The following is a 26,036-nucleotide window of genomic DNA, read 5'->3' as shown; positions in this document are numbered from 1 at the left end:
GCATAATTAGCCAATTAGCGCATCCACACTTTGATATCTGCTAAACCATTAGCTTGTAATACACTCAGTTGTTGCTCAACATTGTTGGTTTGCTCAAACTCAAAGGCATCTAATTGTTCATCAAAGGTGATGTTTGCAACACCATCGCCACCGCGCTTTTTAACTTGATGTAGCGCGATATCCGCTAAGTTGACAGAGGTTTCCCAACCAATAACCTGACCACCTAATAATGGTAATGGGTAAAATGAAAAGCCAATCGATGCGGTCAAGTTTATACTGTCACCACTGGGCAACTTAAATGTGTGATCAGCGATTACTTTACATAGCTGCGCAACATAACTATCGATTGCAGTGCGTTTAAAGTCACGTAGCAGTAACAAGAATTCATCACCACTCCAACGGGCAACATAATCAGATCCTTGGGTACGAGAGTTAAGCAATGCAGCCATTTGCTGCAAACAACTATCACCACCAATCGGTCCATAAGCGTCATTAATGCGGCTAAAATTATCAAAATTAATGATTAGCAACACCAAGGATTTTCCCTGCGCTTGTAATGATTGTGAGTTACGCTGAAAGTGCTCTATATCTTTTGGTAGTTGATCAAATAAGAAGCGACGACTTCTCAGCCCAGTAAGCTCATCTGAGTGACTCATAAGCTTTAGCTGTGAGTTAACTTGATTTAGCTTATCATTAGCTTGTCGCAGCTCCCCGGTGCGCTCCGTGATCAGACTTTCAAGCGCGGTTTGCTTACGGCGCTCTTGCTTTCTAAATACCCAAAACACTAAATAAAATAATAAAATAAAACTACCAGTGATCAACAACCGAAAATAAATTGTTTCATCAAACCGTCTTGGTACCACAAATGAATATTCCGTACGTTGCGCCTTCTGCCAGCCTTCACCTTGTCGTTTAGCCTCAAGTTGAAACAAAAATGCACCAGGCGGTAAATTGGTATAAATAGCTTCACGACGGGTATTAGCATAACGCCAATCGCTGTCTAAACCAGTTAAACGATAGCGAAACTCAATACTGGTCGGTGCATAATAGTCTATCGCTGTATATTTAAGGGTGATATCACGTTCATCGATTTCTAATTCAGGATTACGCCCTAATGCAGCTGTTGCAAGTTTACGTATCCCAGTATTTAAACTCTCAACCTTTGGCTGTAATGGTTTAACGCCAAACAGCTCAATATCCTTAGGGATCTCCACGACCCCCTGTAGGCTCGGATACCACATTGAATTACCTAACTCCGCCACAGCGTCATGGCCAAGGCCGGTACAACACTGGCTGGCCTTACCGTCAAGTTGACGATCGTATGACGAAATAACCTGCTCTACTTTTAAGCTTTCAATATCGGTACTAAACTGTTCAACCGGCATTCGGTAGACACCTTTCATGGTACTAACCCATATGCGCTTGAGCTTTTCATCATAACGTAAACTAAAAATAGAACCGTAAGGTAAGCCATTGGTAGCATCTAACTGACGCCAATGCCCTTGTGTGCTTCGATAAAATAAACCATCATTTAATGAGCCGATTAATATACCAACTCCATCAATGTTTAAGATGCTTGTAACATAAGCACCTTCAAGACTCGTTTGATCGCCAATTTTTTCAATACCACGATCGGTAAAGTAGTAAGCGCCTTTGCTAGTGCCAATTAAACCAAAATTAGCTTCATCAACGACATAAGTAATAAACTTACTGCCTAAAAATGCGTTATAAGCAAATGGGGTTAAACCACCGTAACTAAGCCGATACATACCCCGGCCAGTACCAAGCCAAAAGCCTCCTTTGCTGGAGCGACTAATCGCAAACACCGGGTTATCTTTTAAAGCGCGTCCAGGGACAGTGAACAAGGTGTTGTTTTCATAAATATACACACCACGTCCAGTGGCGATATATAAACGTGAGCCATCAAACTGTAAATCATGCACGGCTGCACGTCCGTATTGATTACTTGGGATTTGATTGATAAAGTTTTTATCTAAATCAAAGTAGCCTACACCACTGCGGTTAGCGACCCACAATCTCCCATCGGGCGCTTGGCTAATGGCCATAACCGCTTCGGTCATTTGTGATATAGCTGAGTGACGTTCTATTCGGCCTTCGTGCGCAAGCCATAATCCTTCACTAAAACTCGCAAGCCAAATATTATTATCATTATCGCGATATAAATCAGCAAACCAAATACTTTGGTCAAGTTGGCTCGGTTCAACCCATTGCCAATCGCCGGAGTTGTCTCGAAACAGTAAGCGCCCATAGGTCGAAATCCACAGTGCTCCATTTGAGTCACTCATAAATTTATAAACCGCTGAGTTATTCGCATTGGGCAGTGGAAAGGGCCTTAACTCGTCATCTAAATCTAAAAAGTAAGCACCGAGCTCTGACGCTAAATATAAGTTGCCTTCCAGCCATGCTAAATCGTGAATAATCGTTTGTGCTAAACGCTCAGGTATAGATACCTTAGCAGTTAGTTCTAAGCGTAATTTTGCAAAATCAGAGGAGGAATTAGTTAACCGTAGCAAGTATCGTTCATTCACCAGCCAGATCCCTTCTGGCGATAATGCCAGCTGACTGACAGTACCAACAATCTGCTTTACTGAACTGGCACTCATTACAGGGACTAGTAAGTCATGCACTGCGCTGACATTGATCTGATTGCGAGATACAAAGTACAGGCCATTCGCTGCTATCCAAATACTGCCTTTCGCATCTTCGATAACATCGCGTACAGGGCCTTTTACACTAAACTCTTGCGCTGCCATAGTGGTGGGATCGATGACCACAATACCATCTTTAGTACCAATCCATAAATAGCCTTCGCTATCGACTAGTAATTTATTAATGCCGTTACTGGGTAAGAAATTACTATTTAAGGTGTTGTAATTAGTGAATGTATTGCCATCAAAGCGACTGAGGCCAAACTGAGTTCCCAGCCACATATAGCCTTGCTTATCTTGCACGACACTTTTAAGTGACTGCGATGGTAAGCCATTTTGCATATTCCATTGTTTTACAACATAGTCGGTAATTGACGCCTTACTTGGCATACTGCAGAACAGCACAATAATAACCAATAAAAATCGCATCATAACGTCAATACCTCGTTGCAAAACTAAGGTTAAAAGGGCAAATAACCCATTTTAAACAATGCCTGAACACAAATTAAAGAAAATATACCAGCTAAAACATCATCCGCCATAATACCTACACCACCATGAACCCGCTTATCAAGAAAGCGAATAGGACCTGGTTTAGCGATATCAAAAAAACGAAATAACAAAAAACCCACTAACAAAGACTGCCAACTTAATGCAGCTCCGATCATGGTAATGTAAAATCCGGCAACTTCATCCCATACAATCGCGGGATGATCATGTACTCCCAGATCATCAGCGGTTTTGCCACATGCCCATATACCAAAAATACTAATAACTACCGCAAATACAATTTGTAACCACAGCGGGAAATACATAGTAGTAAAAATAAACGGTAGCGCAGCAAAGGTACCAAACGTACCCGGCGCTTTAGGCGCTAACCCTAAACCAAAGCCCAAACCAAAAAATTGATGAGGGCGCTTTAAATTAAATAATGCAGGTTTATTCAAACCGACTCCTTGGTGAAGTGTTCAAAACCAGCATCATCATATGCTAATTTTTCGCCATCGAGCATCAGCTCAACCTCGCCTTCACCACTTTTTATTTGTCCAATGCAGGCTGCATCTACACCATACTGGCGCAATTTCATTTCCAGCATACTTTTATTGCTATCAGGTACCGTAAATAACAACTCATAGTCATCGCCATAATTGAGGATAAACGGCAGTTGTTGATCTCGTTCTAAAGTAGCACGCAATGCATCCGAGGTTGGTATTTTATTCACATCAATACAAGCGCTAACTTGCGACAGAGCTAAAATATGCCCAAGATCTGCCAATAGACCATCTGAGATATCAATCGCTGATGATGCTAAACCGCGTAATACTTGCCCCGCAGCAACACGCGGAGTTGGGTAATCAAATCGTTGATTAACGTACCTTAAGTGCTCTGGAGCAATCTTAATCTCTTGCTTACGAGCTTCAATCGCAAGCCCGGCATCACCTAGCGGCCCTGTAACATAAACCCAGTCACCTACTTTAGCACCGCTTCGGCGCAGTGCTTTACCTGCAGGCACTGTACCTTTAGCACAAATAGTAATTGTTAACGGCCCTTGCGTGGTATCGCCACCAATGATTTGCACATTAAAATACTCTGCGATTTCATGCATGCCTTCGGTGAATTCTTCCAGCCACTCAACATCAATATTTGGCAACGTTAAAGCAACCGAAACCCACGTAGGCTCAGCCCCCATAGCAGCTAAATCACTTAAGTTTACGGCCAGGGCACGATGGCCTAATGCACGCGGATCGATGTCATCAAAAAAGTGTACGCCTGCTACCAGTGTATCGGTGGTAATCGCTAACTGACAATTTTCAGGAACAGTAACCAATGCACAATCGTCACCAATCCCTAAATTAACATCGCGACGAGTTATGCCACGACCTTTAAAGTAGCGATTTATTAATTCAAATTCCTTCATACACAAAAAAGCCGGCCTATGCCGGCTCTCCTTTTACGGTCGCATTACTTACGTAAATGCTTTACCGCTTTATCAAGTACACCATTAACAAATTTATGGCTGTCTTCAGCGCCAAATATCTTAGCAAGCTCAATACCTTCGTTGATAGCAACTTTATAAGGTACATCTTCACGGAATTTCAGCTCATAGCTGCTTAAACGTAAAATAGCGCGTTCAACTTGGTCTAACTCGTTAAATGGACGAGTTAAATGTGGCGATACTGCTTCGTCTAGTTGCTTATGATTTATAGCAACACCACGCGAAAGATCTTTAAAGTATTCAACATCAATTTTAGTCACATCGTTTTCGATCAACATTTGTTGTTCGATATCGGCAATGGCATTGCCACTTAATTGCCAAGAATAAACGGCTTGAAGTGCTAAGATACGTGCTTTACGTCTTGCTGCTGGTTTCACAAAAATTCCTTAAACTTAAATTTTATCTAACACATTAACCATTTCAAGTGCGCCTAAAGCAGCTTCGCCGCCTTTGTTGCCCATTTTAGTGCCAGCGCGTTCAATCGCTTGCTCAATGCTTTCAGTGGTTAATACGCCAAATGCAATCGGGATATCATACTCAAGCGACACTTGCGCTAAGCCTTTATTTGATTCGCCAGCGACAAGATCAAAATGTGGTGTACCACCTCTGATCACAACGCCTAAAGCGATGATTGCATCATACTCTTTTTTTGCTGCAACGCGTTTCGCCGCTAAAGGTAATTCTACCGCACCTGGTACATAAACTACGGTAATATCATCATCAGATACACCACCAGTACGTTTTAATTCATCAACAGCACCAGCTAATAGGCTGCTACCAATAAAGTCATTAAAACGAGAAATAACGATAGCGAATTTCTTGCCAGGAGCGTATTTATTACCTTCAATAATTTTCATTCGATAACCCTAAAAAATAAGTTCAAGCGGTTGCGATTGCGCAAAAATTGCTGCGTATCATACCATATAAATAAAATAATAGCCTAGTTTAAGCGTTGTGCTTATTGTGGCTCTACGTAGTCAACCACTTCTAAGTGAAAGCCCGATAACGCATGGTACTTTTTAGGCAAGCTCATCAAACGCATTTTTTCAATGCCCAAGTCAGCTAAAATTTGTGACCCTACGCCTACGGTGCGTGAAGTACCTTGGAATTTACGATGCGCGACCGTCTCACCAGCATCTTCTGCAGCAAACGCTTTGACTGTCGCTTCTAGTTCTTCGGTGCATTCTTGCTTACCTAGAATAACTAACACACCTTGATGCTTTGCAATATAAGCCATCGCATCTGACAAGCCCCAGCTTCTATCGGCACTGCGATCAGATAACAAAATATCATTGAAGGTACTTTTTAAATGAACCCGTACTAAGGTTGGTTCATTCGTTTTAACCTCACCATTTAACAGCGCATAATGTAACTGGCCGTCAATGGTATCTTTATAAGTAACTAAATCAAACTCACCATGTACGGTTGGCAACTTACATTTTGCCACTTGCTCAATGGTGGTTTCATTCATGTTACGGTATTCAATTAAATCAGCAATAGTGCCAATTTTGATATTATGTTGCTCAGCAAATACTTCTAAATCAGGACGACGCGCCATGGTGCCATCAGCATTAAGAATTTCCACAATTACTGATGAAGGCTCTAAACCGGCTAAGCGGGCTAAATCACAACCGGCTTCAGTGTGACCGGCACGCGTTAATACGCCACCTGGTTGTGCCATAATAGGAAAGATATGCCCAGGTTGAACGATATCACTTGGTACAGCACCTTTGGCAATCGCAGCTTGCACAGTACGAGCGCGATCTGCAGCAGAAATTCCCGTAGTCACACCTTTCGATGCTTCAATCGACATCGTAAAGTTAGTCGAAAATGCCGCACCATTGTTTTTTACCATTAATGGTAAATCAAGTTGCTCACAGCGCTCTTGAGTCATTGTTAGGCAAATTAAGCCGCGACCATGAGTGGCCATAAAATTGATCGCTTCAGCACTAATGTGCTCGGCTGCGATAATTAAATCGCCTTCATTTTCTCTGTCTTCATCATCCATTAAAATAACCATTTTACCGGCTTTAATGTCATCAATAATTTCTTGTGCGCTGTGTAAATTCATAATCTGCTCGTGTAAGTTGTGGAGTGCGTTTATTTAATAAAACCGGCTTGGGCGAGTAAACTCATCGAAATATCTGAACTAGCTGGCTGCTCTGCCCCTTTGATCAAACGCTCTAAATAACGCGCGATTTGATCTACTTCTAAGTTCACTTGCGTGCCTACTTTAAAATCAGCAATAGTTGTTTGCTCACTAGTGTGCGGCACAATTGTCAGTTTAAATTTATTATCTGCTACTGCATTTACTGTTAGGCTAATACCATCAATGCATACCGAGCCTTTATAAGGAATATATTTCATTAGTTCTACATCGGTGCTTAACCAGTACTCAACGGCACGCGCATTAGGCGTAATTGCGGTAATAGTCGCGATGCCATCAACATGCCCTGAAACTAAGTGACCACCTAAACGAGATACTGGCTGCATGGCTTTCTCAAGGTTTACAGTTTGCCCTTGTTTATAGTGAGCAAATCCCGTTAAACTGATCGTCTCATTTGATAAGTCAGCGCTAAATCCATCACTGTGCTTGGCCACAACCGTTAAGCAAACCCCATTAGTTGCAATGCTATCGCCTAAATTTACATCGGCCATATCAAGGTTATTACTTTTAATGCGGATAGCTAAATCGCCTTGCTTTTGTTGTAACTCGCTAATAGTGCCCGTCGCTTCGATGATCCCAGTAAACATAGTGGTTACTCTTTAGTTATTTGGTTTAGATGAGGCTTTGCGTGGTGTCGCCGTGATACGAATATCGTCACCGATACACACACTCTCATTAATTGATAAATTAACAACGTCCTGCATACTTGTCAGCTCTGTAAAGTTTAGTAAGCTTTTGCCGTCATTCCCTAACAACTTCGGCGCCAGATAAACAATATATTCATCAATTAAATTACATTCAGTCATTTGGCCCGCTAAGGTTGCCCCTGCCTCTAACCAAATATGATTAAACTGTTGCTGCGCTAGAAGTTTCATGGCAGCCACTAAATCAACTTTATTATTTTTTTCTGGTACTACAATATGGCTTACGTAATGAGGCCATTGCTGTGATTTATCAAGTTCAGTGGTAAGAATAATTACTTCACTGGCAATGCTAAATAATGCTAGCTCAGGTGTTAAACGATTTTGTGAATCAATAATAATACGTACAGGTTGGCGTACAGGTAATTGCGTTGGTAACGGCTCTGGCAGCTCTTCAACACGAACATTGAGTTTTGCATTATCAACTAATACTGTGTCCGCACCGGTTAAAATAGCGCAGCTTTGTGCGCGCTGTAGTTGCACATCTTGGCGAGCCTTAGGGCCCGTTATCCATTTACTTTGACCGTTTTTAAGTGCCGTTTTACCATCAAGGCTTGCGGCCATTTTGCAGGTAATAAATGGCATACCTTGCTCCATGCGCTTTAAAAAGCCACGGTTTAACAGCCTTGCTTGTTGTTCTAACAAACCTGACGCAACCTCAATGCCCGCGTCCGCTAAAATAGCTAAACCTTTACCGGCTACCTGCGGGTTTGGATCAACCATAGCAGCAATTACTTTTACCACGCCAGCAGCTTTTAAACCTTCGGCACACGGCGGTGTGCGACCAAAATGGCTACAAGGTTCAAGCGTGACATAAGCAGTTGCGCCAAAGGCTTGGCTACCCGCCATTGCTAATGCATTCACTTCAGCATGGCCTTGGCCGGCAACTTGATGAAAACCTTCACCAACAATAACGTCATTTTTTACTAATACACAGCCAACATTTGGGTTTGGGGTGGTAGTAAAGCGTCCTTGTTTGGCAAGCTCAATCGCTCGGGTCATATAAAAGAAATCTTGTTCGCTAAACTGATATTGGTTCATATCACTCTCCCAAACGGGCAATTTCTTCACCAAATTCACGAATATCTTCGAATGAACGGTATACCGATGCAAATCTGACGTAAGCGACTTTATCAAGTTTTTTCAACGCTTCCATAATGCATTCGCCAATCAGGTGACTGGAAATCTCACGCTCGCCGGTGGCACGTAATTGCGATTTAATAATATTGACCACTTCATCAACTTGCTCGGTACTGACGGGGCGTTTTTCTAATGCACGATGTAGACCATTAAGGAGTTTATCTTCATTGAAAGGTTCACGGCTACCGTCTTGTTTGATCACCCGAGGCATTACAAGCTCTGCACCTTCAAAGGTAGTAAAGCGTTCATGACATTCATTGCATTCACGGCGTCGCCTTACTTGGTGGCCACCTCCCACTAAACGCGAGTCAATCACTTTGGTATCTTTTGCGGTGCAAAATGGACAATGCATAGGTATCAGCTTCCGTTAAAAACAAAAAAGGCCGCTTTTAGGCGGCCTTTATAATAGCAAAAAACTAGGCTATTGTGATCTAAATTACTGTTTGTAACTCAATTAAGCGTAAACAGGTAATTTTTTACAGATTGCTTTAACTTTCTCTTTTACTTGTGCTTGTACTGACTCATCGTTGATGTTGTCTAGTACGTCACAGATCCAGCCAGCAAGCTCTTTAGACTCAGCTTCTTTAAAACCACGGCGTGTGATTGCCGGTGAACCAATACGTAAACCAGACGTTACAAACGGTGAACGTGGGTCATTTGGTACTGAGTTTTTATTTACGGTGATATTAGCATTACCTAAAGCCGCATCTGCGTCTTTACCAGTGATGTCTTTATCAATTAGATCAAGTAAGAACAAGTGGTTTTCTGTTTTATCAGATACGATCTTATAACCGCGCTCTTGCATTACTGCAACCATAGCTTTAGCATTTTTCACAACTTGAGTTTGGTATACTTTAAACTCTGGTTGTAGTGCTTCTTTAAATGCCACTGCTTTGGCAGCGATAATGTGACATAAAGGACCACCTTGGCCACCAGGGAATACTGCACTGTTAAGCTTTTTATAAATAGCTTCGTCGCCACAAGCAGAAATAATCAAACCACCACGTGGGCCGGCTAATGTCTTATGCGTAGTTGTAGTAACAACATGTGCATGTGGTACTGGGCTTGGGTAAACACCAGCAGCAATAAGGCCTGCAACGTGAGCCATATCAACAAACAAGTAAGCGCCTACTTTGTCAGCGATTTCACGGAATTTAGCCCAATCAACAATACCTGAGTATGCTGAGAAACCACCGATGATCATTTTTGGTTTGTGCTCAAGTGCAAGTGCTTCAACTTGTGCGTAATCAATCTCGCCAGTCGCTTCGTCAAGTCCGTATTGGATTGCGTTATAAAGCTTACCAGAGAAGCTTACATGTGAACCATGCGTTAAGTGACCACCATGAGCTAAGCTCATACCTAACACTGTATCGCCAGCATCTAATAAAGCTAAGAACACAGCAGCATTTGCTTGTGAACCTGCGTGAGGCTGAACGTTAGCATAATCTGAGCCAAACAATTCGTTTGCACGGTCAATCGCTAGTTGTTCAACCACGTCAACATGCTCACAACCACCGTAGTAACGCTTGCCCGGATAACCTTCAGCATATTTGTTTGTTAGCTGTGAACCCTGCGCTTCTAGTACGCGTGGGCTACAGTAGTTCTCAGATGCGATAAGCTCGATGTGTTCTTCTTGGCGAGCAGTCTCTTTAGTGATTGCTTCAAATAACTCTGGATCGAAATCCGAAATATTCATGCTACGTTCTAACATGGGGGCTCCTAGGGCAACGTGTATGGTATTTTGAAGGCTGAATTATACGCTGAAAACGTCAATTTGCCTATGGTGTAAAGATGAACATATTTAAACAGGGATTGAATTTAATTCACAGTGTTTTTGTAATGATATTTTTTTATTAAAGCATCAGAAATTTTAATGAATAAAAGCAAATAACATTTACATTATTTATACCTTAATCTGTTGCATTCGCGATTGTTTACACTATTATGATACCAATGTAATCATGGATGATGAACTAATTTACTATGCTAGCTAAACCTATCTACGAATCAATTCCTTATTGTTATGTCATTGTTGGCGGACTTTGCATTTTACTTTTCAGCACTGTTTTACCAACAGCCATTGGTATTTTTTTATTCTTCAATGGTGCCAACATTTGGCGATTACGCTCAAATTCACGGCGTAAAGATCATAAAGTAAATCGCATTAAAGTTAACAAACACTTTTATTATTATGAATTTAAACCATTTATTTTATTTATGTGCGGATTACTCCTAATCCATTGGGTAGCGAATGAATTAGTTATACTTGCAGGGATTATGATCTGCCTTATAGCCATTTTAATTTTTTGTTTACGAGTTCTAAACCGCCGTTCACGTTCAATAGTTTAATTTTCCATTACTGCTATTAAGTACAATTTAAAGCAATAAAAAACGACATTGCTTTCACATATGCCGTTTATTTTTAGTTTTACTGAGCGGGTAAAAACTAACCTAGTTTAGCTAATAATATTTCACGCAGGATATCGTAATCATCTGCGATATCTTCGGCTAAGCATGGTTTAGCTAATGCATCAGCTAGTGGTTTTGGCATTTCAAGTTCAATATTTAAAATCTCTTCAACACTTTCTTTAAACTTAGCCGGATGCGCTGTTGCCAGAAAAATACCAGCAGAATCAGTTGCTAAGTTAGCTTTTAGGCCCTGATAAGCAATCGCTGTATGTGGTTCAGCAACATAGCCTGTTTGATGAATTTTTTTCATCACTGCTTGGGTATCATTTTCATCAACACTAGTTGAATAAAAATCATCATAACTAAACCATTTGTTATCAAGCATGGTTTGTACACGTGGCCAATTATTAGGTTTACTCACATCCATGGCATTAGACAATGACTCGATTGTGGCATTAGGCGCCCAGTTTTTATCAAGGATAAAGCGCGGTACAGTGTCATTTTGATTGGTTGTAGCGCTAAGTTTAGCGACCGGTAAACCAATCACCGCACCGATCATCGCCGCACATACATTACCAAAGTTACCACTAGGTATTGAGATATGTGCTTTGGCGCGCTGCTCTTTTGGTAATTGCGCTATTGCTTCAAAGTAATAACATACTTGTGCAACAAGGCGACTTATATTGATAGAATTAGCTGAATTTAAACCTAAGCGAGATTTAACTTCATCATCTAAAAAGGCATTTTTAACCATCGCTTGGCAATCATCAAAGCTACCATCTACAGCGTAGCAATGGATATTATTACCCAAAGTAGTAAACAATTTTTGCTGTGCTAATGAGATTTTACCTTTTGGATACAGGATAACCACATCAATATTTGGCTTGTTATAGAACGCATGCGCAACAGCTGCCCCAGTGTCCCCTGAGGTTGCTGTGAGTATTGTGGTTTTTTCACCTTGGCTAAATTGTGCCAAGCACTCAGCCATAAAGCGACCGCCAAAGTCTTTGAATGCAAGCGTTGGCCCATGGAACAACTCTAAACAATAAATATTGTCTTCAACTTCAACTAATTTAACCGGAAAGTTAAAGGCATTTTGCACCATTTGTGCAACCGTATCAGCAGGTAATTCATCACCAATCAAATGCGATAAAATCTTACTGCTACGAGTAACAAAGTCCATATCGAGTAAACTATCAACATCAGCTAAAGGCGCGAGCGATTCAGGGAAAAATACTCCTTGATTACGTCCTAAACCTGTTTTAACCGCTTCAACAAACGACACTTTTTGAGAATCATCTTTTAAATTATGTAATTGCATTATTAGTTCCTTAAATTCTTATAGCTGACGCGTGCCGGCGTTATCGAGTTTACAAATGTGGCAGAAGCCTTGCTCATTAATATAGTTTTGTTCAAGCCACTGTGCGCATTGCTGTGCAGCTTCAAGCGTTTTGCACACGGTAAATAATGTAGGACCAGCACCTGAGATACTGACAATCTCAGCACCAAACTCTGGCAGCGCCGCTTTAGCTTCACTAAAACCATTGATCAGTGGCGCACGATGCGGCTCCGCTATTTCATCACTCATGATAGAGAGTGCTTCATCAAATCGGCTAGTTAACAATAAAGTACTAAACGCTGATAAGCGCTGCGCAAATTCAACGCTCGCATGCATACTTAGCTGTTTTGGTAACACTGAACGCGCTTTGGCGGTATTAAGTGAAAAACCAGGAAAAGCCGCTACGTAATACCAACGCTCATCAACCGGTAAAGCAATTGATTTATTTGGAATTAAATCACCAGTAAGCTGCAAACCACCCAAGTAACACGGAGTGATATTGTCGTAATGACGACCGCCACTGACAATCGCTTCAAAATCAGCCATTAATTCAATTAACTGCACTTGGCTCAGTGCAGTACCTGCAAACTGATCCAGCGCCGCAAATGTGGCTACTACAGAGCAAGCACTTGAACCAAGACCCGAGCCAATTGGTAAGTTCTTTTTTAATTCCAGTTTAACGCTTGGCATTGTTGGCGCTACATGTTCACGAAAATGCACTAAACACTGATACGCTAAATTTTCACTGGCATCGCTTGGTAGTTTATCTGCGTAATCGCCAGAGCATATAAATTCGTCAAGCTCGCTAGGACTTACCGCAACAACATCACCTAATAACGTGCCATCAATAGGAGCAAGCGCCGCACCTAAGGCATCAAAACCAACTGCAAAATTACCGATTGAGGCTGGAGCATATACTTCGATCATTATACTCTCCTAGCGCGATAACGTTTTTAAAATGTCAGCAAATACCCCGGCCGCAGTCACTGCTGAGCCGGCACCATAACCACGAATAACAAATGGACGTGGTTGATAGTATGCACTCAAAATTGCTAAGGCATTTTCGCCATCACGAATAACAGCCAGAGCATGCTTTTCATCTACCGCTTCAATACCTACTTTGCAGTGGCCTTGTTTGATAGTACCGACATAACGCAACACTTTGCCTTCACTTGCGGCACTTTGAATACGGTCATTAAACGCAGCATCTAAACTTGGCAATTTAGCCATAAATTCGTCAACGTTATCACCTTGGGCAAAACCCGGAGGAAGCACTGATTCAACTTCGATATCGCTCAACTCTAATTTCATACCTGCTTCGCGGGCAATAATTAATAACTTACGCGCGACATCAGTGCCCGATAAATCATCACGTGGATCTGGCTCAGTAAAACCACTTTCTTTGGCTTTAATGGTTGCCTCAGACAGTGATAAACCATCTTGCAATGCGCCAAACATATATGACAATGAACCGGATAAAATTCCGCTAAATTCAAGTAACTCATCGCCAGCACCAAACAGTGACTGTAAGTTATCGATTACAGGAAGACCTGCACCGACATTTGTTTCGTATAAAAACTTACGATTATTTTTTTGCGTTGCTGTAATTAAATCTTGGTAATAAGCATATGAACTTGTATTGGCTTTTTTATTTGCAGCCACAACGTGGAAACCGGCATTCAAAAAGTCTACATACTGAGCCGCTAAAACATCTGAAGACGTACAATCAACTAGTACTGGATTGATTAAATGATTTTGCCTAACAAATTGTTCAACCAGTTTGAGGTCAAACGGTTGTTCTGATGCTGCCAACTTTTGCTGCCAATCGTCAAAAGCAATTCCTTCGCTATCAAGATGTAATTGACGTGAATTAGCAACACCATATAAGTTTAGTTTGATATTACGTTTTTCAAGCCATGCTTGCTGACGCTCTAACTGCTTAATAAGTTCTTGGCCAACTAAACCACAGCCTAATAAAAATACATCAATTGATGGGATATGAGTGAAGAAATTTTCGTGACACACTTTTACAGCATCATTACACAGCTCGCCGTCAATCACTGCTGAAATTGCACTTTCAGTTGAATCCTGGGCAATAGCGACAATGTTAACTTGTGCTTGGGCGAGTGATGCGAAAAATTTAGCAGCTAAGCCTTTATGAGCGCGCATATTATCACCCACTAAAGTAACGATTGCTAAATTACGCTGCACTTGTACAGGTTCAATTAGTCCCGCCTGTGATTCAAGCTCAAACGCAGTTTGCAATGCCTCAAGAGCCAATGGCAAATCTGATTCATGGACACAGAAGCTGATACTAAATTCACATGACGATTGAGTGATCAGTACAATCGAAACATTATCGTGAGCAAGGGCATTAAAAACTTTTGATGCCATGCCTACTTTACCTTTCATGCCGGGGCCTGAAACCGTTAGCATCGCAAGATTTTGTAAACTAGATAACGCTTTTACCGGCTCCGATGACACATTATCATTACTGATCAGTGATCCTTGTGCATCCGGATTATGGGTATTTTTAATTTCACACGGCACGCCAGCTTTAGCGCACGGTAGAATTGTTTTAGGATGGAGAACTTTGGCACCAAAGTAAGAAAGCTCCATCGCTTCTTTATATGATAAAAAATCAACTTTAGAGGCTTTTTTGATATAACGCGGATCAGCACTGTACACACCATCAACGTCAGTCCAAATTTGACATACTTGCGCTTCTAAACACGCTGCTGCAATTGCGGCTGAATAATCTGAGCCATTACGTCCCAGTGTAGTTAGCTGGCCTTGTTCGTTGCTAGCTGTAAAGCCAGGCATAATATAAATAGTCGCAGGATTAGCTTTTAAAGCCGTTTGAAAACGAATTTTACTCGCCACTAGATCAGCTTCCGCATCAATATGACCATTAGTTGATACAATGCAATCGGTTGCTTCGAGGTAGTGGGCGTTATGTGAGCTTAATAAACACTGCATCAGTGATACACTGATGCGCTCACCAAAACTAATAACATAAGCACGCACTTGATCTGGACAACATTGGATGAGTTTGACACCCGCTAGCTTATTTTGCAGTTCGTTTAAATCAGGCCAGTTTTGAACACTACCATATTCAGCTTCTACGGCTGCTTTTAAGCTTTGGCAACGCTCAATTAATGCGTGCCACTGTGTATCATAATCAAGTCCTTGTTCAGCAGCGCTTGCCAGTGCAACCAATGAATCGGTCATGCCACCTGGAGCGGATAGCACCAATAACATTTCGTCTTTTAATTGTGCTTTAACTAACTGTGCTACCTGTTGTAGGCAGGCAAAGTCAGCAAGTGACGACCCACCAAATTTTAATACTCGCATTTTTTATGTTTCCTCATCCCATAAAACGAAAAAAGGCCTGTGTTCGTTGTGAACACAGGCCTTTAAATTTGTTGCACCGACCTATGCCACTATCCAGTAAGAATGGTGGTTGTAATAATAATGGTCAATGCGTGATTATTTGTTTTCATAGCCCTTAGACTGCCTTAAACAGGCCTATTCTGTCAACCCCAAATAAAAAGATAAATTATGCTTTTTGATTATAAAGAAATCTAATGAATGCCGAATTTATGCAGTATTTCATTTAATCTTGTTTTATCTATCGGCTTATCAACGAAGGCTATAGCTCCCAACTTAGCGACACGTTGTTTCATTTCAAGTTGAATATCTGCCGAGATAACCAGCACAAAGCATTCAATCTTTTGTGCTTTAATACTCTCAAGAACTTGTACTCCATCGACTTCGGGCATAGTTAAGTCAAGACACAGTAAATCGAAGTTATGTATATGCATTAACTCCAACGCTTCACGGCCATTTTTTGCTTGCATAATATCTGCTGCGATACACTCATTTAAACAGCGTATAACTTGTTTGCGTGCTACTGTTGAATCATCACACACCAGTACGGAAAAATTCATAATATAGACAACTAAAATACGTATAATAGATTACTGAGTAGACAACAAATCACTCAGTAAATAATAATGTTATAATACTGTTGTGATTTTATAACACAAAAATTTAACAGCGATAAGCTTAAGTTTTTGCTGAAAAAAGAAAATTAACAATGTTTGTACTGTTAAATAAGATTATTTTATTTATTTTTAAACATTTATTAGCTAACTTTAGTACTGAGTGTACTCGTTGCTAGGGTATTAATTAAGCTTTGTGAAAAAAATAAAGGAGCTATAGGCCACCGATGCTACAAAAAAGCCTATCAAAAAAGCTACTTACCAGCGTGTTATCCGTCTACTTTTTATTAACTTTTGTAGTCACGTGCGGGCAAGTTATTGCAGAATATGTAAACACGAAAGATTATATACGTGACGAACTGACGACCTTACAAAAAACATTTAGTCGTAGTTTAACCCGTGCTATTTGGGAGCTAAACACTAAACAAACCATCACCACAGCAGAAGGCTTATTAGCAATTCCAATGATTGAAGGTATTATTGTGCGTGACGATAGCGGCGAAATAATCTCACAATTAGGTCGCTCACTCGATATTCGCGAGCTATACAGCCAACAATTAGTACAAGAAGAAGCCATTATCGAAGATACTCCATCTGGCTTATTCGGTTATACCTTTCCATTGATCTTTGAATTTTCTGGCCGCGCCACCCAAGTTGGTGATGTCACGCTATTTTCGAGCCGAGAAGTGGTATTTAGTCGCATTATGATCTCAATTTATTTTTTAATTGGCAATGCGATGATCAAAACTACATTTTTAATCATCTTATTCTTAATGGCATTTAGAAAACTACTCACAGAACCTCTAGCACAACTAACAGAGCAAATTGAAGATCTTCAATTAGATGACCTCGAAGGTCAACATATCGAAATTGAAACAACTGAGCACAACGAATTAAAAGTAATGGAGCAATCATTCAATAAGTTGATCGATAAAGTTGTGCAATACCGCAAAGAGCTTGAACAAACTCAAAAAGCATTAATAATAAGTAACGAAAAGCTCGATCAGCAAAATCTACAACTTGAACAAGAAGTGGCACGTAAAACATCAAATTTAAGTCAAGCTATGATGGATTTACAGCAACAAAAATACGAGTTGGAAAAACAAAAACTAACGCTCACCGAAGAAGTTGATTTGCGTCGCCATACTGAACAAGAGCTGCTCACCAAACAAACTGAAATGCAACGCTATGTTGATGAACTCAATATGGCGCAAGAGCGTTTAGTCAGCTCAGAAAAAATGGCTGCTTTAGGTGGTTTAGTCGCCGGTATTACCCACGATATAAATACCCCGGTCGGTATTGGAGTTACAGCCTCATCCTTTTTGCAAGAGCGCCTAATACAAATTGAAAATGCTTACAAAGATAAAACACTCTCGCCTAAAGCACTTGAAGAGTTTATCAATGATGCCAAACAAAGTACTAGCCTATTAACCACTAACCTAGACCGTGCTTCAGAGCTGGTTGCCAGCTTTAAGCAAATTGCGGTTGATCAAGCCAGTGAAGCCGTGCGCACAATCAACCTAAAAGAATACCTTGGTGAAATTATTCGTTCGTTACACCCTAAGATAAAAAATACCAGCCATCATATAAATTTAGATTGCCCGGTAGACTTAACCTTAAATCTACCTGCTGGTGCTATCAGTCAAATATTTACCAACTTGATTATGAATTCATTGATCCACGGCTTTGATGGTGTCAGCAATGGCATTATAGACATTGCTATTAAAGATGAAGATGACCAAGTAATTATCGACTTTAAAGATAATGGTAATGGCGTTACCGAACAGCAACTTGAAAAACTATTTGACCCATTTTTTACGACTAAACGCGATCAAGGCGGCAGTGGTCTGGGCACACACATTACTTTCAATTTGGTTAAGCAAACCTTGAGCGGCGAAATCGATGCGACAAGCTCACCGGGGAACGGCTTGCATTATCATATTAGTTTCCCTAAAGACATGCCAAAACCTTTGTCTATATTTAATAACTAAATGCGCCGAGACTGTTTGCCTAACACTTTGCTTAATTGCTAAACGTTTGGCCAATCAGTCATTTGCGCATCAGCTTTTTATTGTTATGATTGGGCAAATTTACCGAATGGATCAATCTCCCTATGTGGTTTAGTAACCTTATTTGTTACCGCTTTAAGCAAGACGTGTCGTACACCCAAGAAGACTTTGAGAAAGCCTTAGAGCAAGATTTATTTCGCCCTTGCGGTAGTCAAGATTTAAGTACATTTGGCTGGACCAAAGCCTTTGGTAAACATGGTGATACCCTTTCTCATTTCTCACAAAAGAGTATTTTGGTTTGTGCTAAACGTGAAGAAAAAGTACTTCCTGCATCCGTTATCAACGACATGGTTGCTGAAAAAATAGAACTTATCGAAGCCGAAGAAAATCGCCCTGTTAAGAAAAAAGAAAAAGACGAGCTCAAAGAAAATATCCTCCATAGCTTATTACCGCAAGCCTTTAAAAAGTCGAGTTTACAGTTTGCCTTTATTGACCAAGAAAATGGCTGGGTAGTCGTTAACAGTGGTAGTTTTAATAAAGCAGAAGAGTTACTGGCACTACTGCGCAAATCATTGGGTACATTGCCGGTAGTTCCTGCATTTGCAAACTATGATTTAGATGTGTTTTTAACGGACTGGTTAACTAACTTCAGTACACCTGAAGGCTTTGCTATAGGCTCTGACGCAGAGCTTGAAGAAGCAGACGATAGCGGTGCTCAAGTTAAGCTTAAAGGCCATGATTTAGCTTGTGATGAAGTTAAATCGCACCTTGAAAGCGGTAAACGCGTAACTAAACTTGCACTAGATTGGCAAGAGCGCCTGAAGTTCATGCTGCAAAATGATGGCTCTATTAAGCGCTTAAGCTACTCTGAAACATTAAAAGAAGAAAACGCCGACATCCCTAAAGAAGATATGTTAGTCAAACTTGATGCTGACTTTATTCTCGCTTCTGAAGAAATTAAGCTAATGCTAGAAGAACTTACGGCTGGTTTAGGTGACGTTGAAGATTTAGCCTAAATTTTGACTAAGTTTTAAATACTAAAAAAGCGCCCTATTGGCGCTTTTTTTAACTGACGACTTAGCTTAATTAAATACTGATTTCACATCATCAAGCATATCGTTGTATTCATCACTTGAGAAAATATCCAGTGATGGGATCACACCTTTATCAATGTAAGTTTGTAATGCCGCTGACTTATCTGAAACTTGTAAAATACCTTCCATAATCGCACCGATACGAATGAAATCAACATAGCTAATATGTTCTGGACGATAGTTAGGATTGGCCCAGCTTTCTGCTACTTCAACAAATTCATCAGTAAACTCCCAAGCGCGCATGATGGCTCCCCCTACTTTACCGCTAAGCTTTTGAATCGCATGCGCTAAAAAGCTTGGATTGGCAAATACTTCTGGGTGACGTTCCGCTTCCGTCAAAATAGGCAATACACCAATGTTATAAACCAATGATGCGAGTGTAATGGTGTCACGATTCAATGAGGTCTGCTTGTTTTTCTTAAGGAAAAACTCCATCACAGTAATTGAGTGACATGCTACTTTTAAAGTTTTCTGCCACGCCTTATCCATATAACCTTTGATCAGCTCATTATTTGAAACAAATAGTTGCTCCATCGCCATTGCTGTTGCGATATTTTTGATCTGACGCAGACCAATTCTCGTTACCGCTTGATTTATATTAGAAACTTTAACTGTGCGCCCCATAAAAGCACTATTTGCGACTTTTATCATCCGTGCTGCTAATGCCGGATCATGAGAGATCACATCAGCCATTTGCGCTAAATTTACATCTGGATTATCGGCAGCTTGACGTACACGAACCGCAACCTCAGGCAAGGTTGGTAAAACTAACGTGTCATTATTAATACGATCAACCAAAATGGTCAGTAGTGCGTTTTCTGTTGACATAAATGTGCCATCCTTTTGTATTGATTTTTTAATACATCCAAACCATGGAATGTTTATTTCTTATAGATACAGTATTGTCTAAGTTACCGCTAAAGTTAAGGAAATTATAGAAATTATGTTAGTTTATTTTTCTACTACAGTTTATATCCCTTCGCTTAGACCATCACAACACAGGAAACTTGCTATTTGCGCATAAGATTTGCTTTAATGCTGGCATAACAAGGAAGCGAAATACCCTCTCAAGGGTATCTATAATTAAACTTACTTTTTAACAGGCAATATAATGACTCTCAATAAAATTAGCCAAGCACTTATTCTTACCGGTGCCGTTTTTCTTAGTGCATGTTCAGATCAAGCCAGCGCACCTAAAGCGTCAAATGCTGCTGCAGCCCCTACAAAGCAAGTACAAGATAGCGGCCCACAACTTATTAACGCTGACACTAGTCGCCTTGATATCTATACCGATTTTAGTTTAACCACTGATTTATCACATTTAAGCGACAACCAAAAAGCGTTAATAGCAAAACTTATTGATGCGTCTAAAATTATGGATGATCTATTCTGGCGCCAAGCATTTGGTGAAGATAAAGCGGCATTTTTAGCCAAAATCAATGATCCTAAAGTACAAAAATTTGCCGATATTAACTATGGACCATGGGATAGATTAAATGGCGATCAAGTCTTTTTGTCAGGCTATGAAGATAAAACAGCCGGAGCTCAATTTTATCCAGCCGATATCTCTAAAGAAGAGCTAAACAAGGCTGACGTAGCAGATAAAAATGGTCTGTATTCAGTCATTAAGCGAGATGAACAAGGCAAGCTGTATAGCGTTGCCTATTCGGTTGAATATGCTAAAGCGCTTGAAAAAGCAGCTAACTTATTACGTGAGGCGAGCAAGCTTGCCGATGATAAAGAGTTTGCTAGTTACCTGAACTTACGTGCAGATGCACTACAAAACGATGATTATCAAGCATCAGACTTTGCTTGGATGGACATGAAGAACAACCCGATCGATATCGTTATTGGTCCAATCGAAACCTATGAAGATCAATTGTTCGGCTCTCGCGCAGCCTTCGAATCGTATGTCTTAGTGAAAGATTTAGCATGGTCAGAGCGTCTTGCAAAATTTGCAGCATTTTTACCAGAGCTACAAAAAGGCCTCCCTGTTGATGCCAAATACAAACAAGAAGTGCCTGGCTCTGATGCGGACTTAAATGCATATGATGTTGTTTACTACGCAGGTCATTCTAATGCTGGCAGTAAAACCATTGCCATTAACTTACCAAATGACGAACAAGTACAACTTGAAAAAGGCACTCGCCGTTTACAACTGAAAAATGCTATGCGCGCTAAGTTTGATAAAATATTGGTGCCAATCGCTGAGCAGTTAATTGTTCCTGAGCAACGTAAACACATTACTTTCGATGCATTTTTTGCCAATACCATGTTCCACGAAGTCGCTCATGGTTTAGGGATCAAAAATACTATCACAGGTAAAGGCACTGTTCGTCAGTCTTTACAAGAACATGCCAGTGCTTTAGAAGAAGGCAAAGCCGATATCTTAGGCTTGTACATGGTTGAGCAGTTACTCAAAAAAGGTGAGATCACTGAGGGAACACTTGAAGATTATTACATCACTTTTATGGCCGGTATTTTCCGCTCAGTGCGTTTTGGCGCATCAAGTGCCCATGGTAAAGCAAATATGATCCGCTTTAACTTTTTCGCAGAAGAAGGTGCATTCTCTAAAAATGAGCAAGGCCTTTACAGCGTAAATATGGAAAAAATGGGCCAAGCAATGGCCAAGCTATCTGGTTTGATCTTAACCTTACAAGGTGATGGTGATTATGAGAAAGTCGATCAACTGATTGCGACACATGGTGATATCAAAGTGGAACTTGCTAAAGATTTAGAAAAACTAAGCCAAGCAAATATTCCTGTAGATGTCACCTTTAAACAAGGTAAGAAAGAGTTAGGTTTAAAATAATATAATTAATACTAAAAAGGCGTTTTAGGGGCTCACCTATAACGCCTTTTTTAATTCAATATTGCTATTACGGGAATGCTAAACCATATTTTTCACTCATTTTTTTTACTTCACCATTAGCAATCATATTATTTAATTCTTTATCGAATGAGATAATAAACTCATTTAAATTACGTTTTTTTGAAAAACCAAAATAGCCTTTATTAACAATTAATGGTGGCTGTAACTGTTTCACTTGATTGGCTAAACTTAACTGCTTAATAACGGGCTGTGCGGCTCTTGGATGAGTCACTATAATATCGACACGGTCATGAATTAATTGCAAAAAACTGGCTTCAACAGTACCCACTTCAGAAATTTCTAACTGACTTTTATATCGCTCAAAATCGTCACCATAGTTCCAACCTCGGGTTAACCCTATCGATAACTCTTTTAATGTCTCTAAATTATTATGCCACTGAAATTCATTACTATTTTTGACATAAAAAACCAGCGGGTCTTGATAGAAAGCAGCCTCACTATAAACCATATACTGCTCTCTAATAGCCGACTTATAAGGACCTATGAATGCATCAGCCTTACCAAGCTCAACCATTTTTAGCGCCCGTTTAAATGGCAAAATATCAATTTTAATTTGGCAACCTAAACGCAGGCAAATTTCACCTGCGATGTCGGCGCCTAAGCTTTCTATTTGACCTTGTTCATTTTTTCAAGTACCGACGGAAAGGTGGTACCAACAAAGTAAAATGTATTTGCAGCACTGTGATGCGAAAATACACTTAGCAAGGTAAACAATACAAAAGCTTTCATCAGTTAGTTTGCAATCCCTATATACTGAGTGTAATAAACAGCCACGATTTAGTGACCCTAAGCATAGTCTATTTTTACCCAACGAAAAATCATAATACTGTGATCAAACTCTATTATGTAAACACTCAACCACGATTAAAAATGTGTTTTTAAACGTGCCAATTGCTCTTCACTATAAGGCACTGCGGGATATTTACCCCATACTGGCGCAGGCCATGCGACATCGGTTTTATAGCGAGCAATATGATGAATATGTAACTGTGGAACCATGTTACCAAGCGCTGCGACATTAAGTTTATCTGGGTTAAGTACCTCTTTGAGTAGCCGACTTAACTTCGCTGACTCTTGCATTAGCAATACCTGTTCAGACTCGCTTAGATCAATGCTCTCTTTTAAATTAGCTTTACGAGGCACTAAAATAAACCACGGGTATTGACTATCATTCATAAGTAACACTTTGCATAATGGCCAATCGGCCAGTTCAATACAATCACGTACAAGTTCTGGAGCTAAAGAGAATTCAACGGTCATTTTTATTCCTTACAAATTAAGTGCATTACATTTTCGCTACTTTATAGCATTTAGTTGCAGTTGCCCACGCTTGGCTTTACCATCGTTGCAGTTTTTATTCGAGCGAAGGTAAACACGTGTTAAAAAAAATTAAACACCTCTCATACTTGCTACCTTTGGTGGCAACAGCCATCACAGTGCAAGCGAAGCCTCTTACTTTAGAACGTATTTTTGATGATCCAAGTTTAGCGGGTAAAGCACCTGTACAGCTTAAGTTTTCACCAGACGGTAGCCGAGTTACCTACCTGCAAGGTAAAAGCGACGATTACAACCGTTATGATTTGTGGGAATATAATTTAAAAGATAACAAAAATCGTATTTTAGTCGACTCTGCCAAACTTTTTTCAGGCCCTGAAAACCTCTCTGACGAAGAAAAAGCACGCCGTGAGCGCCAACGTATTTTTGGTAAAGGTATTTTAGAATACAAATGGTCTAAAGACGGTAAAGCCTTGTTATTTCCACTTAATGGTGACCTCTATTATTACGAGCTAGGAGCAGGAAAAAGCCGTAAACTGACCGATACTGAGGCATTTGAAACCGACGCACGCTTTTCACCAAAAGGAAACTTTGTCTCGTTTGTCCGTGAACAAAATCTTTATGCGCTAAATCTTAAATCAGGTAAAGAAATTCAGCTGAGTAAAGATGGCGGCGGTGTGATCAAAAACGCCATGGCGGAGTTTGTCGCGCAAGAAGAAATGGGCCGAATGACAGGTTATTGGTGGTCTGGTGATGAATCAAAAATAGCCTTCACTCGCATTGACGAAAGCCCAGTTAAAGAAGCTATCCGCAATGAAATTTACGCTGATGAAGTGAAACTGTTTAACCAACGCTACCCATTTACCGGCACTAATAATGTAAAAATTCAACTTGGTGTGGTTAAGCTTGATAATCAAAAAACTGATTGGGTTGATTTAGGTAAAGATGAAGACATTTACATTGCCCGTGCAAAATGGTTAGAAGATGATAAAACGCTATCGTATCAGTGGCAAAACCGCTCACAGCACAACTTAGAATTGCGCTTTTATAACAGCGAAACTACAGAGCAAAAAGTAGCCTTAACAGAAACTAGTGATAGCTGGATCAACTTACATTTTGATCTACAGTTTTTGAAAGATAAAAAACATTTTGTTTGGGCCTCTGAGCGCAATGGCTTTAAGCATTTATATCTATATCGTACCAATGGTAAGTTAGTGCGTCAGATCACCGATGGTGACTGGGTGGTTGATAGCTTAAAAGGTATTGATGAGAAAAAAGGCATTGTCTACTTTGCCGGACGCAAAGACACGCCTTTGGAAAGCCAGCTATACAGTGTTCCACTGTTTAAAAAGGGCGATATTAAACGTATCACGGAGCAAGGTGCTTATCACAATGTGGTAATGGCAAAAGACAGTAAAACTTTTATTGATAACAGTTCATCGGTTAACAAACCAAACTCAGCGGCACTGCGTAAAGTAAACGGTGAATTTGTTACTTGGTTAGAGCAAAATAAACTTGATGAAAACCATCCACTGACCCCTTATCTTGCTGATCTAGCTGAGCCTGAATATGGCACTTTGACTGCTGATGATGGTCAAGTGATGCACTATCGTTTATTTAAACCTGCAACGGTAAATGATGGTAAAAAGCACCCTGTTCTTGTCAATGTCTATGGCGGCCCACATGCACAACGCGTAACCAATAGTTGGCGCAGCAAAAACTTATATTTCCAATATATGGCACAGCAAGGTTATGTGGTATTCCAATTAGATAATCGTGGTTCGTATAATCGTGGTAAAAAGTTTGAAGATGCCATTTACAAACATTTAGGTGTGGTTGAAGTGGCTGATCAAATAAAAGGCGTCGAATTTTTACGTACGCTTGATTATGTTGACCCACAACGCATTGGTATTTATGGTCACAGTTACGGTGGCTATATGGCATTAATGACCATGTTTAAAGCTGGTGATTATTTTCAAGCAGGCGTATCTGGAGCGCCAGTGACTGATTGGGCACTGTATGATACTCACTATACCGAGCGTTATTTAGGACATCCTGATACAAATGCCAAAGGCTATGCAGACAGTGCGGTATTTCCATATGCAGATGGCTTGAAAGGGCCATTAATGATCTACCATGGTATGGCCGACGATAACGTATTGTTTACCCATGCCACTAAGTTATTCAAACAATTGCAAGATAACGAAAAGCAATTTGAAATGATGACTTACCCAGGTTCCAAGCACAGCTTACGGGGTAAACAAGTGCAAACTCACTTGCATCAAACAATCACTAACTTCTTTAATCGTCATTTTGATGTAGAGTAAGTCAGTATTGACT

20 protein-coding genes and 1 pseudogene are annotated in these 26,036 nt (G+C 40.3%); 4 read left to right on the top strand and 17 right to left on the bottom strand.

Going from position 1 to position 26,036, the window contains the following annotated elements; all coding sequences use genetic code 11:
* Positions 1 to 14: 14 nt before the first annotated feature.
* The 14 genes from H5154_RS11090 to H5154_RS11025 form a co-directional block, all read right to left on the bottom strand.
* A complete protein-coding gene (locus H5154_RS11090; protein WP_149981195.1) occupies positions 15 to 3,101 on the bottom strand; it encodes a ligand-binding sensor domain-containing diguanylate cyclase in 3,087 nt (1,028 codons plus the stop codon).
* A gap of 29 nt (positions 3,102 to 3,130) precedes the next feature.
* The gene (locus tag H5154_RS11085) at positions 3,131 to 3,616 is read right to left on the bottom strand and encodes a phosphatidylglycerophosphatase A (RefSeq protein WP_145241127.1); all 486 of its coding nucleotides are present in this window, start codon (positions 3,614 to 3,616) and stop codon (positions 3,131 to 3,133) included.
* Positions 3,613 to 4,587, bottom strand: a complete 975-nt coding sequence (gene thiL / locus H5154_RS11080; RefSeq protein ID WP_149981196.1) for a thiamine-phosphate kinase — start codon at positions 4,585 to 4,587, stop codon at positions 3,613 to 3,615. Before thiL ends, H5154_RS11085 begins: the two co-directional genes overlap by 4 nt.
* Positions 4,588 to 4,631: 44 nt before the next feature.
* Positions 4,632 to 5,042 carry a transcription antitermination factor NusB gene (gene nusB, locus H5154_RS11075; protein ID WP_145241131.1) on the bottom strand — a complete coding sequence of 137 codons (411 nt, stop codon included), beginning with the start codon at positions 5,040 to 5,042 and terminating at the stop codon, positions 4,632 to 4,634.
* Between the two features lie 15 nt (positions 5,043 to 5,057).
* The gene (ribE, locus tag H5154_RS11070; RefSeq protein WP_145241133.1) at positions 5,058 to 5,522 is read right to left on the bottom strand and encodes a 6,7-dimethyl-8-ribityllumazine synthase; all 465 of its coding nucleotides are present in this window, start codon (positions 5,520 to 5,522) and stop codon (positions 5,058 to 5,060) included.
* 101 nt (positions 5,523 to 5,623) lie between these two features.
* Positions 5,624 to 6,736, bottom strand: coding sequence for a bifunctional 3,4-dihydroxy-2-butanone-4-phosphate synthase/GTP cyclohydrolase II (gene ribBA, locus H5154_RS11065; protein WP_145241135.1), 1,113 nt, complete (start codon positions 6,734 to 6,736; stop codon positions 5,624 to 5,626).
* A 29-nt stretch (positions 6,737 to 6,765) separates the two neighbouring features.
* The gene (locus H5154_RS11060) at positions 6,766 to 7,419 is read right to left on the bottom strand and encodes a riboflavin synthase (protein ID WP_182718316.1); all 654 of its coding nucleotides are present in this window, start codon (positions 7,417 to 7,419) and stop codon (positions 6,766 to 6,768) included.
* A 12-nt stretch (positions 7,420 to 7,431) separates the two neighbouring features.
* The gene (gene ribD, locus H5154_RS11055; protein ID WP_182718315.1) at positions 7,432 to 8,574 is read right to left on the bottom strand and encodes a bifunctional diaminohydroxyphosphoribosylaminopyrimidine deaminase/5-amino-6-(5-phosphoribosylamino)uracil reductase RibD; all 1,143 of its coding nucleotides are present in this window, start codon (positions 8,572 to 8,574) and stop codon (positions 7,432 to 7,434) included.
* Between the two features lies 1 nt (position 8,575).
* A complete protein-coding gene (gene nrdR / locus H5154_RS11050; RefSeq protein WP_016708083.1) occupies positions 8,576 to 9,025 on the bottom strand; it encodes a transcriptional regulator NrdR in 450 nt (149 codons plus the stop codon).
* Between the two features lie 102 nt (positions 9,026 to 9,127).
* Entirely contained in the window at positions 9,128 to 10,384 is a 1,257-nt protein-coding gene (glyA, locus tag H5154_RS11045) for a serine hydroxymethyltransferase (RefSeq protein WP_145241140.1), read from the bottom strand.
* Positions 10,385 to 11,119: 735 nt separating this feature from the next.
* Positions 11,120 to 12,403 (bottom strand): threonine synthase, encoded by a 1,284-nt coding sequence (gene thrC, locus H5154_RS11040; RefSeq protein ID WP_182718314.1) that lies wholly within the window; start codon positions 12,401 to 12,403, stop codon positions 11,120 to 11,122.
* Between the two features lie 18 nt (positions 12,404 to 12,421).
* The gene (thrB, locus tag H5154_RS11035) at positions 12,422 to 13,348 is read right to left on the bottom strand and encodes a homoserine kinase (protein ID WP_182718313.1); all 927 of its coding nucleotides are present in this window, start codon (positions 13,346 to 13,348) and stop codon (positions 12,422 to 12,424) included.
* A 9-nt stretch (positions 13,349 to 13,357) separates the two neighbouring features.
* Positions 13,358 to 15,775: a bifunctional aspartate kinase/homoserine dehydrogenase I gene (gene thrA / locus H5154_RS11030; protein WP_182718312.1), complete on the bottom strand. Its 2,418-nt coding sequence runs from the start codon at positions 15,773 to 15,775 to the stop codon at positions 13,358 to 13,360.
* A 230-nt stretch (positions 15,776 to 16,005) separates the two neighbouring features.
* A complete protein-coding gene (locus tag H5154_RS11025; protein ID WP_179959161.1) occupies positions 16,006 to 16,371 on the bottom strand; it encodes a response regulator in 366 nt (121 codons plus the stop codon).
* 281 nt (positions 16,372 to 16,652) lie between these two features.
* On the opposite strand from H5154_RS11025, the gene H5154_RS11020 reads away from it, so the two are divergent.
* Together H5154_RS11020 and rdgC are read left to right on the top strand one after the other, a co-directional pair.
* Positions 16,653 to 18,416 (top strand): HAMP domain-containing sensor histidine kinase, encoded by a 1,764-nt coding sequence (locus H5154_RS11020; protein WP_182718311.1) that lies wholly within the window; start codon positions 16,653 to 16,655, stop codon positions 18,414 to 18,416.
* Between the two features lie 122 nt (positions 18,417 to 18,538).
* Positions 18,539 to 19,450: a recombination-associated protein RdgC gene (rdgC, locus tag H5154_RS11015; RefSeq protein WP_145241151.1), complete on the top strand. Its 912-nt coding sequence runs from the start codon at positions 18,539 to 18,541 to the stop codon at positions 19,448 to 19,450.
* A gap of 66 nt (positions 19,451 to 19,516) precedes the next feature.
* Here rdgC and H5154_RS11010 read toward each other — a convergent pair whose 3' ends face one another.
* The gene (locus tag H5154_RS11010) at positions 19,517 to 20,356 is read right to left on the bottom strand and encodes an HDOD domain-containing protein (protein WP_149981203.1); all 840 of its coding nucleotides are present in this window, start codon (positions 20,354 to 20,356) and stop codon (positions 19,517 to 19,519) included.
* A gap of 283 nt (positions 20,357 to 20,639) precedes the next feature.
* Here H5154_RS11010 and H5154_RS11005 point away from each other — a divergent pair, with 283 nt between their 5' ends.
* Positions 20,640 to 22,340, top strand: coding sequence for a dipeptidyl-peptidase 3 family protein (locus H5154_RS11005; protein ID WP_182718310.1), 1,701 nt, complete (start codon positions 20,640 to 20,642; stop codon positions 22,338 to 22,340).
* Positions 22,341 to 22,407: 67 nt separating this feature from the next.
* Here the strand turns inward: H5154_RS11005 and H5154_RS11000 are convergent.
* Positions 22,408 to 23,034 (bottom strand): annotated as a pseudogene (locus tag H5154_RS11000) (substrate-binding periplasmic protein); the annotation flags it as partial.
* A gap of 251 nt (positions 23,035 to 23,285) precedes the next feature.
* Positions 23,286 to 23,681, bottom strand: coding sequence for an HIT domain-containing protein (locus tag H5154_RS10995; RefSeq protein ID WP_182718309.1), 396 nt, complete (start codon positions 23,679 to 23,681; stop codon positions 23,286 to 23,288).
* A gap of 116 nt (positions 23,682 to 23,797) precedes the next feature.
* Here H5154_RS10995 and H5154_RS10990 point away from each other — a divergent pair, with 116 nt between their 5' ends.
* Positions 23,798 to 26,023 carry a S9 family peptidase gene (locus tag H5154_RS10990; RefSeq protein WP_182718308.1) on the top strand — a complete coding sequence of 742 codons (2,226 nt, stop codon included), beginning with the start codon at positions 23,798 to 23,800 and terminating at the stop codon, positions 26,021 to 26,023.
* Positions 26,024 to 26,036: the final 13 nt, after the last annotated feature.

This window comes from Pseudoalteromonas sp. SR44-5 (assembly GCF_014163675.1).
GTDB lineage: Bacteria > Pseudomonadota > Gammaproteobacteria > Enterobacterales > Alteromonadaceae > Pseudoalteromonas > Pseudoalteromonas rhizosphaerae.
This window is presented reverse-complemented; position numbering and strand designations above follow the sequence as displayed.